Origin of the sequence: Anabaena sp. UHCC 0204, from assembly GCF_009711975.1 — a bacterium.
Lineage (GTDB): Bacteria > Cyanobacteriota > Cyanobacteriia > Cyanobacteriales > Nostocaceae > Dolichospermum.
Genome location: NZ_VIKW01000041.1, coordinates 1 through 15451 on the forward strand (window position 1 = coordinate 1; position 15451 = coordinate 15451).

A 15451-nucleotide genomic window follows, 5' to 3' on the forward strand; every position below is an offset into this window, starting at 1 on the left:
TAGATTCCTGACTGGGCGCAGGCCCTGCGCCCCTACGTTCTTACTTCAAAAACCCTTTGGGATCTTTTGCTTCCCAACCGAGAGAACCGTTAAAACGCATTTCAAAATGAAGATGAGGTTGGGTTGAGGTTGGTTGTCCTGTTGTTCCAACTGTTCCTAAAATATCGCCTTTATTGACTGTTTGACCGAGATTAACTTTGATGCTGTCTAGTTGGGCGTAACGGCTTTGTAAGCCATCTGCATGGTTAATAATGACTAATTTGCCATAACTACCCTGTTCTTTGGCAAAAACGATGATTCCAGGAGCGATCGCTTCGACGGAAGTACCTACTGGTGCTAATAAATCTATGCCACTATGAAAAAAAACATCCCCTGTAATGGGGTGAATTTGCCAACCATAGGCTAATCCTGCATCTGCTCCATTTGGTAAAGGATAACCAGTGATGTTTCCTGTAGAGTTACTAGGTGTGGGGGATTTGGCAATTATTCGAGGAGTGGTAGCTACTCCGGGAAGTATGGGTAAAAAGACAAATTTTGGGTTTGTCTGACAACCATTAATTTCAAATACTGTATCTGGACGAACTTTATACTTGGATGCTATTTGTCGCCAAGTTTGATTGGGGGGGACTTCGACAACAATCCCATTGAAAGGGGGAATTTGTAGTTCTGTTCCTGCGTTTATTAGCCCATTCCTGATGGATGGATTCATACCGATAATTGTCTCTGGTGCTAAGTTATAGCGATTGGCTATAGCTGCTAAAGTTTCACCACGGTTGACTTGATAGCGTTGAATTCGAGCTAAAACGGGAATGGGACAACTACCTAGACTAGCATTAACGCTTTGTGGTTGTGGCAATGTGGTTAATAACCCCAAAGTGCTAAATAAGCTCAGAAAACAAAGTGAACGATGGGAAAATTTCATGTGAATAAGTCCAGAAATCGCTAATTTTTAGATTTTAGTTGGGGATTCGTAAAGCTAGGATAAAAATTTTTCCTCCATCTTTCTACTACTGATATTAGATAAATTCATGATGAAATCTGATAACTAGATGTGATCCCCGAATATGCTGACAAATTTCTTATATTTATATGTAAAGTAATCTTTTCACTGAACGTTTGTTTGACTACACTAAAGACATAATGAAAAGCTGTCTTTGAGTGCAATTATTCTTAAATATTATGAAGGTCTCCTGGAAGCAACTGGCTGTTTATCTGTGTTTGATAGCAATTGGCGGTGGTGGTGGTGTATTTGCGGGGCGATATTTTTGGTTACACAATCTTTCGTTTCAACAGTTAAAAAATATTACAGTATCTTTACCTACTGACTCTATAGTTTCTGAGCCAGTAAATGGAATGCTTAATTCTCCTGGGAGTGATAATGTGAATTTTATCGCTACTGCTGTGGGTAAAACTGGACCTGCGGTTGTGCGAATTAATGCAATTCGGAAAGTATCAAATCCATTTTCTGAAGTTTTAAAAAATCCCTTGTTGCATCCGTTTTTCAAAGATTATGAACAACCAGCACCTTCACAAAAAATTGAGCGGGGGACAGGTTCAGGATTTATTCTTAGTGAAGATGGTAAGTTACTGACTAATGCTCATGTAGTTGCCGATACGGACACGGTACAAGTTACCCTCAAAGATGGACGGACTTTTGAGGGGAAGGTGGTAGGAGTTGATACGGTTACAGATATAGCCGCAGTCAAAATTTCTGCTAATAAATTACCGACAGTCACGTTAGGTAATTCTCAAAATTTAATTCCTGGACAATGGGCGATCGCTATTGGCAATCCTTTGGGTTTAGATAATACTGTCACTATTGGTATTATCAGCGCCACAGACCGAACCAGTGTCCAAGTCGGTGTTCCTAATAAGCGGGTGAGTTTTATTCAAACAGACGCAGCAATTAATCCTGGTAATTCTGGCGGACCGCTTTTAAATGCTCAAGGACAAGTTATCGGCGTGAATACTGCTATCCGTGCTGACGCTCAAGGACTCGGTTTTGCTATCCCCATTGAAACCGCTTTTCGTGTCGCTAATGAACTATTTACTACAGGAGAAGTTGCTCACCCATTTTTAGGAATTGAGATGGTGGACATTTCCGCAACAACAAAACAGCGACTTCAAGAAGAAGATCAACTGAATATTCAGCCAGATGTGGGTATTGTGATCAGGAAAGTCATGGAAAAGTCACCAGCACAGACAGGGGGACTGCTTCCTGGTGATATCATTCACAAAATTAATGGTAAACAAATCAAAATTACTGCTCAAGTTCAGAAGATAGTTGAATCTAGTACCGTTGGGGACATTCTTGTAATAGAAGTCAACCGCAAGGGGAAAACTCAAGTCTTTAAAGTCCGTTCAGGAACTTATCCTCGATAGTAGGGAACGGGGAACGGGGAACGGGGGAACGGGGAACACTATGGCTTACGCCACGCTACGCTATCGACAAGCTCAGTGCATCGCAGGGAACGGGGAACACTAAAACTACAGCTATGATTAATCACATCTGTACTCTTAACTATTGATTAGATAAGTGTTCCAATTGCATCCTTTGTTCCATTTGGCGGAGAAAATAACCCGTCATCATTGCCGATGCCAGTAGCCCCGCTAGATTATCCCGGTCTGTGGTAATTTGTACGTTAAAATGCTCTGCCGGCATCATCCCCACGAGTCCTTGGACATTCTGGGAAATGATTTGTTTAATTTCGGGGCTGACGGATTGGGCGACACGGGCTAAAACTTCAGGGGATTGATGCTGTAAATATTTAAGTAACTGATTTGGGTTTTCCCCAAAGTGATCATTCAGAAGTTGATTAGGGTGTTGCTCAGAGTCGTCATGCAAAAAATCAGGATCAAACACCATTGGCGATTTATATTAGCTTAATTGCTAATTCTACTCTAAACCATATTACTAGAGTAGCGCATTTTCTACAGAGAATAGGGAAAAGGGAACAGGGAACACTTCGACAAGCTCAGTGCATCGCAGGGAATAGGGAATAGGAATTTAATCTTTAATTGGTGACTTCTGGTGCTTCTAACTCTAGTTCTAATTGTTGTTCTTTATTTTGAGTGGTCAAAATTTGGGGAAGTTGTTCGATTTGAAAATACTGATGAAATTTTGGTGTTATTTGCAGAGCAAAAGAGCGAGAGTCATTATCTCGGCGTTTGCGAACAAAACCTGACTCTACTAATTCTTGAACGTGCTGATAAGCACCAGAACCCCGGAGGTTAATCAATTCGCTTTGCAATATGGGATTATGGAGAGCGATCGCTGCTAATGTCCGCAAAGCCCCTACACCAAATTCTACGGGTATCAAAGCTTGCACTAAATCATGGAATTCTGAACGCAGTTGTAAACTATAACCATTGTCAGTTTCTACAACTTCTAAAGCTGTATCTCGACGGGCATAATTCTCAATCAGTTCAATAATTCCTTCTTCTGCTGTCAAGCGATCGCACGCCGCATATTCAGCAATTTCACTGACGGATAACGGTTTTCCTTTTAAATAAAGAATCGCTTCTATTTTCGTAGCTATAGGGATATTCTTGGCCATTCAGTATTTTGGATTTTAGATTTTAGATTTTGGATTTTAGATTGTAAATTATTAACTAAAAAAATTCTTCCCCCTTACTCCCTGCTCCTCTGCTCCCCTGCTCCCCTGCTCCCCTGCTCCCCTACTCCCCTGCTCCCCTGCTCCCCTACCTATGATCTATAACTAAGTATAAATTCGGCGATCGCTAAATCTTGAGGAGTGGTAATTTTTAAATTAGTCTCCTCTCCTGGAACTATTTTCACTTCAATACCGCATTTTTCAAATAAAGCCGCATCATCAGTCACTTCCCACCCTTGACGCACACCTTCAGCATGACACTGTTTTAACAATTTTACATCAAACCCTTGGGGAGTTTGGGCTGCCCAAAGCTGCTGACGATCTGGTGTACTTTTAATGATGTCATTTTCATCAACAACTTTAATTGTATCTTTAACAGGTACAGCCGCAATTAAACCAGAACAATTAAAAATTCTTTCCGAACAAGCATTAAATAAATCTGGTGTTGCCAAACAACGAGCGCCGTCATGAATCAATACTTGTTTTGCATTAGCTGGTAATGCCTGTAAACCATTATATACTGACTCCTGACGAGTAGAACCGCCAGGAATTAATTCTATTGTTTTTTTCAGCTTTAAGTCAGCGATAATGGACTTAAAGTCGTCCCAATCGGGAGGTTGAGAAACAATTCCTATCCAATTAATAGAACTTGCAGCTTCCACTGCTAACAAAGTCCAAGCAATCAAAGGTTTTGAATGTACCTGTAATAAAAGTTTATTACGGTCAGCCCCCATTCTTTTGCCGCTTCCGGCTGCGGGAATTAGTAGATGCACAACTTTTCCTAATCTTTAACTAAAGGATAATAAATTCAAAGTTCAAAAACTCCTGAACTTGTGAACTTCTGAATTCCTATATTCTCCTAAAATATAGAACGATAAGCGTCAATAAATATTATGCGTGTAGTAGCCCTTGTACCTGGCTCAATTGATAACCAAATTCTGTTTTTTGCTACTCTTGATGATCTCAAGCGTTATTATCCCCACGCGCAGATTGATGTCATTGTAGAACCCCAGTCAAAGGCAGCTTACAAGATTAGTAAGTCCGTTCATGATGTATTAACCTTTGATTACAAAGATCGTAATAGTCTCGCTGATTGGGGTAACTTAGTCGGCATGATCCGCGATCGCGAGTATGATGTGGCTATTATTGTCGGACAAAGTTGGTTAATTGGTTTACTAATGTGGTTAACAGGAATCCCGACTCGTATTGGCTACCAAGGCCAAGGTGCAGTTTTCCTCACTAACTCAATTACAGCGAAACTATCCCAATATGTAGCGAAAACTTACCATGATTTACTAAAGCCCTTAAAGATTGATACTCCTTGTCCAGCATTATCAGTCAATGTGCCTAAAGTAGATATTGAATGGGCGCAAGCAGAACAAAAACGCTTAGGAGTAAACGAAACAGGTTTTATTCTCATTAATGGTGGTGGAACTACTTTAGAGACAACTTATACAGTAGAAAGTTGGCAACAAATTATTGAAGCTTGTCAACAAAAACAGCCAGATTTACCTGTTGTTGTCATTAAAGAAGCCAATAATGAGGTTTTTGTGCGATCGCTCCTGGAATGTTGTCACAATCTTAAAGTCACTTCCCCAGATGATATTGGTAAATTAACTGCCATAATTGGTGGTGCTAGTTTAATGTTGTCTGTAGAAAATAACCTCCTCCAACTGGCTATAGCCGTAGAAACATATACAATCGTCTTACTCAATTCTACTGAGGCTGAGAAATTATTACCCACAAGTGAGAAAGTCTTAGCTGTCACTTCGCCTACTGGAAAAATCACAGATATTTCCCCACAAACAGTATTAGAAAAAATCTGGGGTGGATGAATATGAATTTTGGATTTTGGATTTTATTTTTAGATTCAAAATCCAAAATCATCAAAGAACTTTCAGAAGCAAGCTCTGGGATCTTTAACTTGCATCTGTTTGATTGTGGAGAAAAAATGTTAATCTTTCTCCTCTGTCTGCATATTGCCTCTAAGTAGGTGAACAGAAAAATTTAAAGGTATGTGAAGAAAAGTAAAATCGCTCAAAACTTTCTTCCTGTTCCCTGTTCCCTGTTCCCTGTTCCCTGTTTCCTGTTCCCTTGCCCCAACGACAATTTTTAACGCCCACCTACTTAGAAATTACCTTTTTCAATCATTTCAAAAAAAGCATCATCTAATTCATAACCCAGAAGTTGTGCTAAAGATTTTAGTCTAGATGGACTAGCAATATCTTGTTTATGCAACCAATCACTTAAAATAAAGATTTTGTGCATCAAAAATATTTCTAAAGCTTCGGGGTTGTATTGGATACCTTCTTTAGCACTAAACTGATGAGGGACTAACATAGCTGCATAACGAGCTAATTCTCCTGCTTTCCAGTCTAGTAAAAATGGCAACCAGGGATACTTAGCATCAAGACGCACGAACCAAAGTCTTACCTCTGGAATTTCTGATAGTTCCCGTGGATCATTTGCTTCTCGTTCATAGTTAATTTCCAAATGCAGTTGCTGTTCGTGGGAGGAAATACTTCCCGTTTGCAACAGTGGTTCAATCACCATTAATGCAGGTGACAAATCCAAATTATAAATAGAGTCGTTGTTGAGGGTGATTGTGATTGTCATGGACTAAATATCTACTTTCTTACTTACTCAACAGTGATGAAAATCAACATTAGCAGCTTTTCATCCACTTTTGATGTACACTTATCAGAATTTTAAGCTAAAGTTGTAATGAGTTTGTTTTAGATTAAAACTGTGTTACAGCAGGAGTCAGGAGTACGGAAAGACTTTTTCCGTCAGCCATAGGTATATTTTGAATTGATTTTTTACAAATTCCTAGAGTTCATCAATTGAAATATGTATAAACAAGCGAGTTCTCCTAAACCTATTCGTTCCTTAGAAGATGCTTTAGATCGGTGTCAAATGTTAGGAATGCGTGTTAGCCGTCAACGTCGCTTTGTTTTAGAATTACTTTGGCAAAGTAAGGAACATCTTTCAGCCAGAGAGATTTATGATCATCTTAATCAAGAAGGTAAGGGAATTGGACATACTTCTGTATATCAAAACTTAGAAGCTTTATCTAGACAAGGTATCATAGAATGTATTGAACATTGTGATGGGCGATTATACGGAAATATTAGTGATTCCCATAGTCATGTGAACTGCATAGATACAAATAAAATTATAGATATACATATAGAATTACCCGATGAGTTGCTACGTCAAGTAGAGGCACAAACAGGAGTCAAGATTTCTGAATATACTATCAACTTTTATGGACACAGTGAGTGATTGGTGATTGGTGATTTGTCAGTTGTCAGTTGTCAGTTGTCCGTTGTCTGTTGTTAAGAAGTTTTCCCTACTCCTCTACTCCTCTGCTCCTCTACTCCTCTGCTCCCCTGCCCTCCTGACTCCTGACTCCTGAATGGGCGCAGGCCCTGCGCCCCTACAGCCTTAATTCAAAGTTCCATAAAGTCGGTTGGTAAAATGGGGATGCCTTCTGCCATTTGAATGACTGAATCTATGGGGTTATGAGATTCCCAAATACTTGTGTCATTATTACTACTAATATTGTCAGGATGAGCGGGTGGTTCATTTGGCGGTAAATCAATTGTAGAGGTAATGTCATTTGGGGAGAATAAAGCACCGTTGAGGGCGGCAAATTCTTTATCAGCATTATCTAAAATAGCCCCAAATAACAGAGTTTGAGTGAGATTGACGGAGTTAAGATTTACTCCTGTCAAATTGGCGTTAGTGAGGTTAGCCTTAGTCAGGTTTGCTCCTGTGAAGCTGACTCGCTGGAGATTCGCACCTGTGAGGTTTGCTCCTGTGAGATTAGCCCCTTGTAAGTTAGCCTGTTGTAGGTTGGTATTGACTAAATTTGCACCAGTTAAGTCTGTATCGGATAAATTAATTCCTTGAAGATTGGCATCATTCCACATAACTTGTGATAATGACGCTTCTGAGAGATTGATACCTGCTAAGGATTTGCTCAAGAGACGAGATGAAAAGGCATTTTTATGTAAAATTGCGATCCGATTCATTAATTCTATGAGGGCATTGGGATAGAATTCTCTTAAATTACTGGGGTTTCCACAAGGATAAAAGATGGTTTTTATTTCCTGAGAAATACTACAGAGAAGTAAAAAGATATTCAATCCCACAGCAGCATTTATTTGTTCAACATTCAGAGGGTTATTGAGAGTTTGTAAATAGTTCCAAGCTTGATGGGCTATACCTTCATTTAGCCAACGACCTTGACAGTAATCACGCCAAAAATCTTCTAAGCGTTGATACAAGATTGCTAAAGAAAAGTTATTTTTTTGCTGTTTTCTTAATCCTTCCAGTAGCAATTTTTCTATATCTTCTGTCAGGATACCATAACCAAGTAGTTGATAAATTTTTTGGGGTAAACTTGTGGTTGATTCGAGGATAAAGGTAATTTTTCCATAATTATCCTCTTGTTGTTGGGTAAGTTCTTGTAGTTGGCAAACTATAGCTTGAATATAGAGATATTCTCCTAGTTTGGGGTGAGAGAATTCGATTCTAATTTGTGGTTCTTTGTGTTTGGTAATTAGACTAGAACGAAAATAAAAAGCTGGGAGATTTTGGTTAATTGATGCTGGGGAAAAATGGACTTGATGGCGATCGCTCTGGAGAATCTTTAAAGCGATATCTTGCATTTGATTGAGTAAATCTTGGGGATGACGATCTCCAAGCAAATTAGCGATCGCTGTCGGTGTTCGATGAATATGACTAGTACCTGCCCGTAATAACATAGTTTTAATGCCATCTGGTTGCGGATACCCTAAAAACCAGCAATTTAAACGCTGATAAATTGCCCACAATAAAGGCGCATAATTCCCCTGTTCGTTACCAATTGATAATTCTAATAGTTCATGATCTAGTAAGCCATCACGGTGTAAAATCGCCAATAAATATAACATTAGCGGTTGACGAACAAAACTAGATAATCCTGGTAAATTCGATGGTTTAGCAAATACACCAGCTTTTTTTAAGAATGTAAAAAAGTTTTGGGCAACAGATAAAGACTGGACTATTGACCAATGTTGAAACCATTGTCTGAGTTCATCTACATCCAACGGCTGAATTGTAATTATTTTTGATATTTGTAAGAATTGGGGAGGAATTTCTGTCAAGCTTTTGCTACAATTTGTTAATATAATCTTGTGTTTTGCCAGTGATTGAAATTTAATCAACTGATCAATAAAAATTGTTTTAGCTCGATTTGTTTGCCCATGAGAAAATAATTCATCCCAACCATCTAAAATTAACAAACAGCGGGGATAATCCTTTTCTAGCCAAGTAGATAGATTAATTTTTTCATGTAAACTAAAAGCAGAATTAAGCGTTTCTACTAAAGTTTGACCATAATTTATATCCCGCAACTGAATCAATATTGGCATCCAATTGGGGTAATGTTCCTGAGCTATTCGTGCTGCCAAAGTTTGACAAAAAGTGCTTTTCCCATAACCAGATTCTGATTGAATAATTGTCATAGTTGTTAAATCATCCAATTGTTGTTGACACCAAGTCATTAGATCTAAAGTTACAACTTCTTTTTCCTCCTGAGTATCAACATTACTTTCTTCAACTAGCACACCCGTCAGCGGAACAAATATATCCTTGAGAGCAAAGGATTCCATGAATAAAGGTATACTACGATTTTGCAGAATACTGGCTCGGTAATATTCTCTGTATAAATCAATTTTGTCAGCGACCGTAGGGAAATTAACTATACCTGATAATTCAATTTGTGAGTTAATAGTATTTGGGGGTAATAAATTACCCAAACGGACAAACTTTTGTAGTTGGGCTAAGGAGGCTGCATTATTAGTAATAACTATGAGTAAATCACCTGGAAGTGAGTAAAGCAAACGCTTTGTTAACAGTTTGGCTTCTGGTTCTTCCGCACCGTTAGCAATTAACCAAGCCACTGTCGCCCCATTCATTTGTTGAACTAGCAAAGAGTCGGCTACTAAAGCCAGTGCTTGTTCGGCTTGTTTATCCGTGAGTTTACCAGGGCGAAGATTTTTGAGCAGTTCTTCTAATTTGCTATCGGAAAGGGTAAGTTCTTCTACTTCTTCATGTATTGGGGCTATAGGAATGATAGCTCTATCCAACCATTGTCTTTTGAGACTAACTTCCTGAAGTAGAATCTGTTGTAAAGCCTGAAGATAGGCAATTTGGAATGCTAACCATGTTCCCTCGTTTCGTCTTAAAGCCTTTTTTTGGCTGAGACTATCCAAGATACTTTCTGTTAACTGGGATAAAAGATGTATGTCTTCCCACACTATACTGAGAGGTAATACAAACACCTCCGCCAACGGACAAATATCAAATGGTGTTAGAGCTTTGGCTTCTATCTCTTGCACAATTCGATAAGCAATAGCCGCGATTTGACCAGTTGACAATTCTTTGTTCTGTTTGATAGCAAGATGACGCTCTTTTAACCAACGTCTAATACTCAAGTTCATTTAATTACACAGTAAATGGTCGGATATCGAAATTATCATGCAATTTATGACACATTGATCAATAAACAACAGGTAACTATTGAAACTATTTGAGCATACTAATGAGCGATCGCCCTTTACAATTCTTATTGATTGACCCAGATCCCATCTTCCGTTTAGGACTAAAGGTAACATTGGAAGCTATTCCTAATTTACAGGTAGTAGCCGATGTAGCCACAGACACCGCTGCTTTACAGGTTTTAGCAGAAATACTGGCTGGAAATCCCCAAAAAATCAAATTAATCATTTTAGAACTAGATAGTAAACAGACAGGGCTGCAATTTTGTAGCCAATTGAAAGCTTTATACCCCCACATACCTATATTACTCTTAAGTAACCTATCTCGACCAGAACTGCTCATAGCCGCAAAAGCGATAGGGATAAATGGCTATTGTCCTAAAGGTATATCAATTTCGCAATTAATCCCCATTATTCAAACAGTAGCGAATGGGGGTTATTATTGGTTCGCAGAGACAGAAATTTCCTCTGTTTTATCATCTCCTCTCCCATTTGCTAAGTTGCGAAATAACTTACAAAATTCAGGAATTAATTATATTGATCATGCTCTTCATCAAGTTACAGAACAATTAAAATTACCGGGAATAACACTATTAAATAAAGCAATTTTAGCAGGACAACGGCGCGAACTTTTATCGGCTCGTTGGGTAATGAAACACTTATTAACATTACCGCAGGAAAGACAAAATTTACCGCCTGAAAATCAATTATCATCAGTTAAATCTATAGTTAAATTAGATGCACAACCGTTGATAAACATACCACCTCTAGTTAACTATCAACAACTACAATCTGAATTATTGAGATCATGTATAAATAAACTCCAATTTCCCTTGGAAAATCTCACTAATACACCTTTGGAAATTGATATTCTTCGAGAATATAAAAAGCGAGAGTTACTGGAGATTATCATTCATAAATTTTCCCAACAATTAGAAGAAATCCATGCTTTCAAGTTTGATGAAAATCAATTATTTAATTTAAAAGATCAGATTCTTGTGGATTTATGGGAATTTGCAATTACAGCTTTTTTTGGAACTTATTCCCATCTAATTTTAGACAAACGCGAAATAAACATAGTTAAATTCTTATTAGATAAAGCGAAAGATTCAAAAACTCAACTTCTCAGCAAAGTTCCTTTGTTTTGGGAATTATTATCTTATTTACTATTATTGAAAGATTTACATATTGATAACACTTCTTACCCAGCAGGAAGCAAAGAGGCTCAATCTCAAGCATCAGTAATTTTAGAAAATCTCATAATTCACATAGCTAATTGCGTGATTCAACCATTGTTAAATAATTTAGCAGACGAAGAAAGCATTAAACAAAATTTTTATAATCGTCAAATGATATCTACTAGAGAAATTGAAAAATTTAGAAATAACCTCTCTTGGAAATACCAATTATCTCAATATATAACTGAAGCACAAACAATTTTTGAAAGTCGCTACGAATTATTTGTTTTTACACCTCGTGGTATCGCTAAAATATCAATTTATGCACCCCGTAACCAAGAATTAGCTAAACTTTCTGGAATTCCATTAGGAGTAACGTTAATTCTAGAATTTCGAGATGCTGTTTCCCCACGTTTACAATCACTATTAGGCTTTTTAGGAACTGGAATTGTTTTTGTGCTTACTCAAGTAGTTGGAAAAGGTTTAGGTTTAGTTGGAAGAGGTATTTTACAGGGACTTGGTAATGTTTCTTTTGCGGAAAAGGGACAACGGAAGGATAAATAATTGACAATTGATAATTGATAATTGACAATTGACAATTGACAATTGGGAATTGGTGATTGGTGATTGGTGATTGGTGATTGGGTACTGGGTACTGGGTCATTTTCTTCCTTCTTCCTCCTGCTGTACCTTTTCCTTATCAATTCCAATCACGAAGAACATTGAATAAACTGGCTAAAAATTCTTGTAAAGTATGATTTTTCTGAATTCTGTTTTTATTCCATTCTCGCGCAGTTTGAATTAAAATTTCGGAAAAGCTGGGATAAATAGGCGATAATTTAGCTAAATTCTGAATCTTAATATTTTGCGATATTGCTAAAGCAATTAAATTAATTAATTCTGCTGCTTCTATTCCTAAGATAGAACATCCTAAAATTTTCCCATTTTCTAAAACTACTAGTTTACAAATACCTGTAATTTCGCTGTGAATTTGGGAAGCGGTAGCTATTTTAAAATATTGTTTGAAACTTAAAATTTGCTTTAGAGGATATTGAAGTTTTGCTTGTTGTTCTGTCAAGCCAACTTGTGCTACCATTGGCTGAAAATATATTCCCCAGGGAACACATTCATAATTAACTTTCAGTCTGGGGAAAAATAGGGCATTTTTGATAGCAATATTAGCTTCATAGTTACTCAGATTTATTAAATCATAACCGCCTATGACATCACCACAGGCGTAAATACGATGATTTGTAGTTTGTAATTTTTCATTGACTACTAATCGCTGTTGATACCATTTTACTCCTACTGCTGGTAAATTTAGGTATTCTAAATTTGGCTGTTGTCCAGTAGCAATCAAAATTTCATCAGTTTCAATGGCTTTATTTCCTGCTTGAACCCATTTTTTATTTTCTATATATCTTACCTGTGTAATTGTTGTTTGTGTGAAAACACGCACACCATCAACTTCTAATTGTGCTATTATTAATTTAGATATTTCGGAATCAAGATTAGGAAGAATATTGGAGTATTTAATAATTAAAGTAACATGACAACCAAACTTAGCTAAAATTTGAGCAATTTCTATACTTTGAGGAATACCACCAAGAATTACCCAATTTTTAGGTAATGCTGTTCTTTCTAAATATTCCCAAATATTAGCTATAGTTAGATATTCGATAGTCTCTAATCCGTTAATATTAGGAATTAAGGGACGAGAACCATTAGCGAGTAAGTAGGTGCGACTATATAACCGACGATTATTAATTGTAAAACTTAATTTGCGAGAAGACTGAAATTGACCATTACCAACAATAATATCAACTCCTTGGGCAACTAAATTGCCAAAAGAATTGATTTGAGTAATATTTTTGGAAACAGCATCTGCATAAACTAATCCATTTTTCCAGTTGGGAGATGCTGTGTTTAAATTAATATTTTTTTCCTGAATTTCTAGATTTACTAAATTACGAGATTGCTGTGTAATTTTACTAATTTCGCTGAGTACATATTGAGGATGCAAATTGTAGGGATGAGCAGAATCCGCACCGACAATTAAGGCAACTTTAGCGCCTAGCTGAGTAGCAGTTAAAGCAGCTTGGTATCCGGCAATACTGCCACCAATTATAACGATATCATAGTCAACATTAGTCATTGGTCAGTTGGGATGAAGTGGCCGTTTTTTAATTTTTAATTCTTAATTCTTAATTTTTAATTGTTTTAATAATGGCTGTTAACAGACGCTGGTTATCGGACTCTGTACGGATTGCGACGCGGAAATAGCGATCGCCTAATTCTTTAAAGCTTAAACAATCACGAATTAAAATTTGGTGTTGCTGAAGTAAGTTTTGTTGTAACTGGGATGTAGACTGTGACGATTCTATCAATAAGTAGTTAACAGCGCCTTTAAGGGGGCGTAATCCAGAAATTGAGGATAAACCTTGATATAGTTGATTTCTGGCGGCTGGTAGCCATTTCCAAGTGCGGTTTTGAAATTCTGTATCTTGGAGGGCGGCGATCGCTGCACCAGCAGCTAAAGTATTTACAGGCCAGGGATCTCGCCATAATTTCCATGTAGCTAGACGGTGGGGATGAGCGATCGCATATCCTAATCTTAGCCCTGGCAAACTATAAAATTTAGTGAGCGATCGTAAAATCACTAAATTCTCATATTCCTGCACCAACGAAATCAGGCTTTCTTCCTCATCAGGTGGCAAAAAATCCATAAACGCCTCATCTACCACCACCAAAGCAAACTTCTCTAAATACGGTAAAACAGATTCCCGTGCAAATAACCTACCCGTTGGGTTATGGGGATTATTCAGTAGTAACCCACATTCTGAAGTCTGAAAATGGAAACTTGGAAACAGACAAATATCCTCATTCCCTCCTCCCAAATCTACAGGAAACTCCAGCACCTTAGCGTTATTAGCCGCAAGAGTGCGGTAATAGTCGCCAAAGGCCGGAGTCAATAAAACTGTTGCCGCTAATTGTCCTAATTCTCTACCCGCCAAAGTTAATAATTCGGCTGAACCATTACCCGGCAAAATCCATTCAGAAGGTATTTGATGGAAGTTACCCAAAGCTAGTCTCAATTCACTATACTCTGGGTCAGGATAATTTCTCAGACTACCCAATTGGGATAAAATCGCAGCAATAACGCTGTTTGGTGGTCCCAACGGGCTAATACTAGCAGAAAAATCCACAATAGCATCAGGGGAACAGCCAGCCAGCGCTGCTGCCCAAGCCAAGTTTCCCCCGTGTGCTTGTTGTGGCATCAAAAAAAGTCTCCCTATAACAGAACTTACTCTTTTGGGGGTGCTACTCTTTCTCTAAATAGTTTCCCAGCCGAGAAAGCAGGAACTCTAGTCGCTGGAATTTCCATTTTTTCGTTCGTTTTGGGGTTACGGCCTTCACGGGCTTTGCGTTCCCGTGATTCAAAAGAACCAAATCCCACCAAAGTTACCTTGTCACCGGAAGAAACTGCCTCAACAATGGTTTCTATGGCAGCACTCAACACTTGATCAGCCTGTTTCTTGGTAACATTAGCCTTTTCAGCCACTGCATCAACTAATTCGCCTTTGTTCATATCAAACTCCTAAAGTTTACTAGATTTATTTAAAGATGCACCATGGAAGCATCTTTACGTAAATCTCTGTTTGTAGAAATACGAAAATCGTTCCTTGAGAGTATTTACACTCAAAACCGCCGTAAATCTCATTGACTCGACTTTTCAATGAATCATTCTAAGGCGTTGTAGCCCGAAGTGGATAGATGAAACTATTAATTTATATAGATTTCAGGATTTTTTATCTTTTTTACCTCTTTATTGTAATCAAAATACACTATTTTAAGCAGAAATACTGGGTAGCAAATCCAAGCACTGGGTGATTAAAGTCAGTACGTGGATCAACTTCCCACCCAGCCTACCAAATTCTTCCCTATTCGCATAGCCCAATATTGGCCGAAACCGGTTTTGGTTTTTCCCTCTCAGCAATTCAGTAGAAATTAGGTTTAAAAACTTCTCAGTATGTACCTACCATTTGCAGCAATTTTACAGCAAATCTCAATGATTACCATTGATCAGTGACTGTCATCACCGATTTATCTT

13 protein-coding genes are annotated in these 15451 nt (G+C 37.9%); 4 read left to right on the forward strand and 9 right to left on the reverse strand.

Translation table 11 applies throughout. From position 1 onward, the window contains the following. Positions 1-40: 40 nt before the first annotated feature. Positions 41-922, reverse strand: a complete 882-nt coding sequence (locus FJR04_RS22050; RefSeq protein WP_168498831.1) for a M23 family metallopeptidase — start codon at positions 920-922, stop codon at positions 41-43. 257 nt (positions 923-1179) lie between these two features. Here FJR04_RS22050 and FJR04_RS22055 point away from each other — a divergent pair, with 257 nt between their 5' ends. Next, on the forward strand, positions 1180-2382 hold the full coding sequence (locus FJR04_RS22055; protein WP_168498833.1) for an HhoA/HhoB/HtrA family serine endopeptidase: 1203 nt from the start codon (positions 1180-1182) through the stop codon (positions 2380-2382). 139 nt (positions 2383-2521) lie between these two features. Here the strand turns inward: FJR04_RS22055 and FJR04_RS22060 are convergent, their stop codons facing one another. The 3 genes from FJR04_RS22060 to ispD all read right to left on the reverse strand — a co-directional run bounded on the left by FJR04_RS22060 (position 2522) and on the right by ispD (position 4387). Then, positions 2522-2866 (reverse strand): DUF760 domain-containing protein, encoded by a 345-nt coding sequence (locus FJR04_RS22060; protein ID WP_168498835.1) that lies wholly within the window; start codon positions 2864-2866, stop codon positions 2522-2524. A gap of 148 nt (positions 2867-3014) precedes the next feature. Continuing rightward, on the reverse strand, positions 3015-3557 hold the full coding sequence (scpB, locus tag FJR04_RS22065) for an SMC-Scp complex subunit ScpB (protein WP_174763569.1): 543 nt from the start codon (positions 3555-3557) through the stop codon (positions 3015-3017). A gap of 149 nt (positions 3558-3706) precedes the next feature. After that, entirely contained in the window at positions 3707-4387 is a 681-nt protein-coding gene (gene ispD, locus FJR04_RS22070) for a 2-C-methyl-D-erythritol 4-phosphate cytidylyltransferase (RefSeq protein WP_168498837.1), read from the reverse strand. Between the two features lie 120 nt (positions 4388-4507). On the opposite strand from ispD, the gene FJR04_RS22075 reads away from it, so the two are divergent. Then, complete coding sequence (locus FJR04_RS22075) at positions 4508-5449, forward strand: glycosyltransferase family 9 protein (protein WP_168498839.1); 942 nt, start codon at positions 4508-4510, stop codon at positions 5447-5449. A gap of 292 nt (positions 5450-5741) precedes the next feature. On the opposite strand, the gene FJR04_RS22080 is transcribed toward FJR04_RS22075, so the two are convergent. Next, positions 5742-6230, reverse strand: a complete 489-nt coding sequence (locus FJR04_RS22080; protein WP_168498841.1) for a CRR6 family NdhI maturation factor — start codon at positions 6228-6230, stop codon at positions 5742-5744. Between the two features lie 234 nt (positions 6231-6464). Between FJR04_RS22080 and FJR04_RS22085 the strand changes: the two genes are divergently transcribed. Beyond that, positions 6465-6899, forward strand: a complete 435-nt coding sequence (locus FJR04_RS22085; RefSeq protein ID WP_168498843.1) for a Fur family transcriptional regulator — start codon at positions 6465-6467, stop codon at positions 6897-6899. 167 nt (positions 6900-7066) lie between these two features. Here FJR04_RS22085 and FJR04_RS22090 read toward each other — a convergent pair whose 3' ends face one another. Next, positions 7067-10105: a pentapeptide repeat-containing protein gene (locus tag FJR04_RS22090; protein ID WP_168498845.1), complete on the reverse strand. Its 3039-nt coding sequence runs from the start codon at positions 10103-10105 to the stop codon at positions 7067-7069. Positions 10106-10206: 101 nt separating this feature from the next. Here FJR04_RS22090 and FJR04_RS22095 point away from each other — a divergent pair, with 101 nt between their 5' ends. Then, positions 10207-11904: a DUF3685 domain-containing protein gene (locus tag FJR04_RS22095; protein WP_168498896.1), complete on the forward strand. Its 1698-nt coding sequence runs from the start codon at positions 10207-10209 to the stop codon at positions 11902-11904. A gap of 136 nt (positions 11905-12040) precedes the next feature. Here the strand turns inward: FJR04_RS22095 and FJR04_RS22100 are convergent, their stop codons facing one another. From FJR04_RS22100 to FJR04_RS22110, 3 genes are read right to left on the reverse strand one after another with little or no spacing between them, the layout of a single operon-like run. Beyond that, positions 12041-13495 carry an NAD(P)/FAD-dependent oxidoreductase gene (locus FJR04_RS22100; protein ID WP_168498847.1) on the reverse strand — a complete coding sequence of 485 codons (1455 nt, stop codon included), beginning with the start codon at positions 13493-13495 and terminating at the stop codon, positions 12041-12043. A 49-nt stretch (positions 13496-13544) separates the two neighbouring features. After that, entirely contained in the window at positions 13545-14618 is a 1074-nt protein-coding gene (cobD, locus tag FJR04_RS22105; protein WP_168498849.1) for a threonine-phosphate decarboxylase CobD, read from the reverse strand. A gap of 26 nt (positions 14619-14644) precedes the next feature. Beyond that, complete coding sequence (locus FJR04_RS22110; protein ID WP_168498851.1) at positions 14645-14929, reverse strand: HU family DNA-binding protein; 285 nt, start codon at positions 14927-14929, stop codon at positions 14645-14647. Positions 14930-15451 lie beyond the last annotated feature (522 nt).

Bases quoted from the DNA above. Each gene is read 5' to 3' on its own strand.
- FJR04_RS22050 (WP_168498831.1), bottom strand. From the start codon at position 922: ATGAAATTTTCCCATCGTTCACTTTGTTTTCTGAGCTTATTTAGCACT.
- FJR04_RS22055 (WP_168498833.1), top strand. From the start codon at position 1,180: ATGAAGGTCTCCTGGAAGCAACTGGCTGTTTATCTGTGTTTGATAGCA.
- FJR04_RS22060 (WP_168498835.1), bottom strand. From the start codon at position 2,866: ATGGTGTTTGATCCTGATTTTTTGCATGACGACTCTGAGCAACACCCT.
- scpB (WP_174763569.1), bottom strand. From the start codon at position 3,557: ATGGCCAAGAATATCCCTATAGCTACGAAAATAGAAGCGATTCTTTAT.
- FJR04_RS22075 (WP_168498839.1), top strand. From the start codon at position 4,508: ATGCGTGTAGTAGCCCTTGTACCTGGCTCAATTGATAACCAAATTCTG.
- FJR04_RS22080 (WP_168498841.1), bottom strand. From the start codon at position 6,230: ATGACAATCACAATCACCCTCAACAACGACTCTATTTATAATTTGGAT.
- FJR04_RS22085 (WP_168498843.1), top strand. From the start codon at position 6,465: ATGTATAAACAAGCGAGTTCTCCTAAACCTATTCGTTCCTTAGAAGAT.
- FJR04_RS22090 (WP_168498845.1), bottom strand. From the start codon at position 10,105: ATGAACTTGAGTATTAGACGTTGGTTAAAAGAGCGTCATCTTGCTATC.
- FJR04_RS22095 (WP_168498896.1), top strand. From the start codon at position 10,207: ATGAGCGATCGCCCTTTACAATTCTTATTGATTGACCCAGATCCCATC.
- FJR04_RS22100 (WP_168498847.1), bottom strand. From the start codon at position 13,495: ATGACTAATGTTGACTATGATATCGTTATAATTGGTGGCAGTATTGCC.
- cobD (WP_168498849.1), bottom strand. From the start codon at position 14,618: ATGCCACAACAAGCACACGGGGGAAACTTGGCTTGGGCAGCAGCGCTG.
- FJR04_RS22110 (WP_168498851.1), bottom strand. From the start codon at position 14,929: ATGAACAAAGGCGAATTAGTTGATGCAGTGGCTGAAAAGGCTAATGTT.